This window comes from Hallerella sp., assembly GCF_022776125.1.
GTDB lineage: Bacteria > Fibrobacterota > Fibrobacteria > Fibrobacterales > Fibrobacteraceae > Hallerella > Hallerella succinigenes.
This window is the reverse complement of sequence record NZ_JALFIA010000033.1, coordinates 1-2,656: the sequence shown is the minus strand read 5'-3', so window position 1 is coordinate 2,656 and position 2,656 is coordinate 1. Positions and strand designations below refer to the sequence as shown.

The 2,656-nt window shown below is 51.3% G+C and carries 2 protein-coding genes; one reads left to right on the top strand and one right to left on the bottom strand.

The features are described from left to right. Positions 1-159: 159 nt before the first annotated feature. Positions 160-1,293, bottom strand: coding sequence for a hypothetical protein (locus MR847_RS04550; RefSeq protein ID WP_277002992.1), 1,134 nt, complete (start codon positions 1,291-1,293; stop codon positions 160-162). 124 nt (positions 1,294-1,417) lie between these two features. On the opposite strand from MR847_RS04550, the gene MR847_RS04545 reads away from it, so the two are divergent. Then, positions 1,418-2,656, top strand: a 1,239-nt coding sequence (locus MR847_RS04545; protein WP_287723063.1) for a glycoside hydrolase family 9 protein, incomplete at its 3' end; no start/stop codon positions are given.

Below are 2,656 nucleotides of genomic sequence, written 5' to 3'. Positions count from 1 at the left end.
AGATGTAGCCCGTTTACGGGCGGCCGGTAAGGACCTTACGCAGGTGGCAGATTGACCAACGCGACGTGACGCGTGGCTAGTATCCTAGGGCTACGCCCGTAAAAGAAGAACCGCCGGCTATGCCGGCGGGTTCCTTTTTAGATCTAAAGAAGCTGCGAACTACTGAGCGTTCACCACGCAGACTGTAGCCACCGTGGTCGTCACCGTATACTTCTTACCCGCTGCGCAACCGCTCGGGCTGAAGTAGGCAAAGCCGCTCAAGGCGTCATCCGAATCCCAATAAACCTGGAGGCTCATGTAATCCGAACTGTTGATAGGTTTACAACCCACCGTACAATTCGAAGGCGCCCCAGCCGGAATTTGGACTGTCATCGCCGTCTGCGAAGGAATCACCAAAGAATCCGCAACCGCAACCAACCCAGAAACATATTCATAGTCAGAGGAGTTAATGCTTCCGAGCGGCAAAACCAGGTCCACCGATTCTGGGTCAATAACCGTAACGCCTTCGCAGCTGAATGTCACCACAGACTTATCCGCATTCGAAACGGCAACCTTCGCCGTCACGTTTTGCTTGTGCATCGAAGAGGTTGCGACCATCGAACCACTTGTGCCCGAGCTAACGACATCGCCATAGCTCGAAGTCCAAGTGTAGCCGGTAATGTCCGATTCGGAAGTCGCATCCACCGTCCATGTAATCGTCTCGCCCGCTTTTGCAGTCGAAGTATTCGGCACGCAAGAATTTACCGTAATAGGAATTCCCTGCACCTGAATCGAATCGCAAGCAATTTCGTTACCATCGACACTCAAATAAGTGGCATAAGAGCCAGCCTCTTCGTAGCGAATGTTCACCGTCTGCATGCCGTTGCCCTGAATCGTTGCCGAAGAAACGCCTTCAAAAACCCAAACAAACGGAGCGAGAATCTGTTCATAAAGGTCGCCCGAAGAGCGATAGAACTTCCAAGTAGCGAGTTCTCCTTTATTAATTGTTGCCGCTTCCGGCCCACAAGAACCGTTCACCACCTTCTGCGCTTCATTCAACTGTTCTTCGCTGCTCTGCGTTTCCGATGCAGCAGAAGACGTAGCCGTAGAAGCACTCGAAGGAGCCGTAGATCCACTCGATCCGCCTGTCGAGGTTGACGAAGAACCCGTCGAACCCGATGAAGCTTCTAAAGCCGAAGAATATTCCGGGTCGTTTGATCCCGAACCGGAATCACTTCCACAACCCGCTAAACCAAAAAGAAGCGCAGATGCACCAATCCAAGGCAAAAATTGCAAACAACCGGTCAATTTCATAGCCTCAAATATATACTCTATCCCCTAGCATTTGCATGTAATATTTTTAATACGAATGTTCAGCACCCTATGAAAAGAGTTATTTTAGGGCGGGATTGTATTTGGATTTAAAAAAGGAGCCTTTGTGCCTGTTTTTGCGTTTATACTGCTTTTTTCTGCCGCTCTTTTTGCCGTAGAGCAAGAACAACCGACCCCCTATGACCTGATTCGTCCGATTTGGCCGATGAAATGGGATACATCCGCAACAGATGACGGCGGTACGGTGGAAAGCTTTAGCCAATACGTTCCGAATAAAACAAAGCACAATCCAGTCCCTGCAGTCGGCTCTGTTCCGCAGGACTTTGTCCCAAACGGCATCATTCCGGACTCCTTGAACCAGGCTTACCGTGACGCCCAGAACGTCCGTATCGGTCGTATCCGCATCAACCAGGCGGGCTACCTTCCGGAAGATACTGAAAAGCAGTTCTACTATGTGTCGGACGGCAAATGCTCCGAAACATACTCGGTCGTCGATCTGGAAGGTAACGTTGTCGCCGAAGGAGGCGCCTTCACTAGCACCGGCAAAACGACCTCTTCTTCTTGGACAATTATCGCTGGAACAAATGCCGCAACAAACAACCAAAAGCGTTATTCCGTGGCAGAAGACGGTCCTTCGGGAACTGTCTGCATCGGTAACCTTGCCCAAATGGCGGGCCTTTCAACCGATACCCGTTACCGCGTAAAAGTTTTAAACCAATACTCCTCCACTTTTATTATTAGCGATAAAGTTTACTCGATGGTCCGCGATGCGACCCTCAAGTTCTACGGCATTAACCGTTCCGGCAATTCGGAATCCTGGTTCCACGACGCAAGCCATACAAAGGATGGCGGCGGTTCTTTTGTAAGCGGTGATGCCGCTGTGACAGGTTTTACTCCACAAGAAGGCGCTCTGCAGGGCGGCTGGTACGACTGCGGTGACCATTTGAAGGAATCCCAGACTCAAGCCTACGCCTTTATGGTGCTTGCTGTGATGGCGGCTTCGAACCCGGACCGCGATGAAGATAATTACGCTTACAATATGGGCGAAACAGTCAATACCGATGGCATTCCGGATATTCTCCGCGAAGCGAAACACGGAGCCGACTTCTTCATGCGCTCTTATGTCTTTGCAAATGGCGTCATCGACAACATGGTCGTTTCTGTCGGTAACTTCGGTGCGGACCACGGCTGGTGGGGTCGCCCAGAAAACCAGGACGCTCTCCCGACAACTCTTACGGGTCGTGGAGGCCCACATGAACGCGACTTGCGCTTAGGCGAACTCGGTTCGAACATTTCCGGTCAGATTGCTGCAGGCCTTGCCATCTTGAGCAAGAACTACGCGGAA

Coding starts and splice junctions, on each gene's coding strand:
- MR847_RS04550 (WP_277002992.1), bottom strand. CDS start 1,293: ATGAAATTGACCGGTTGTTTGCAATTTTTGCCTTGGATTGGTGCATCT.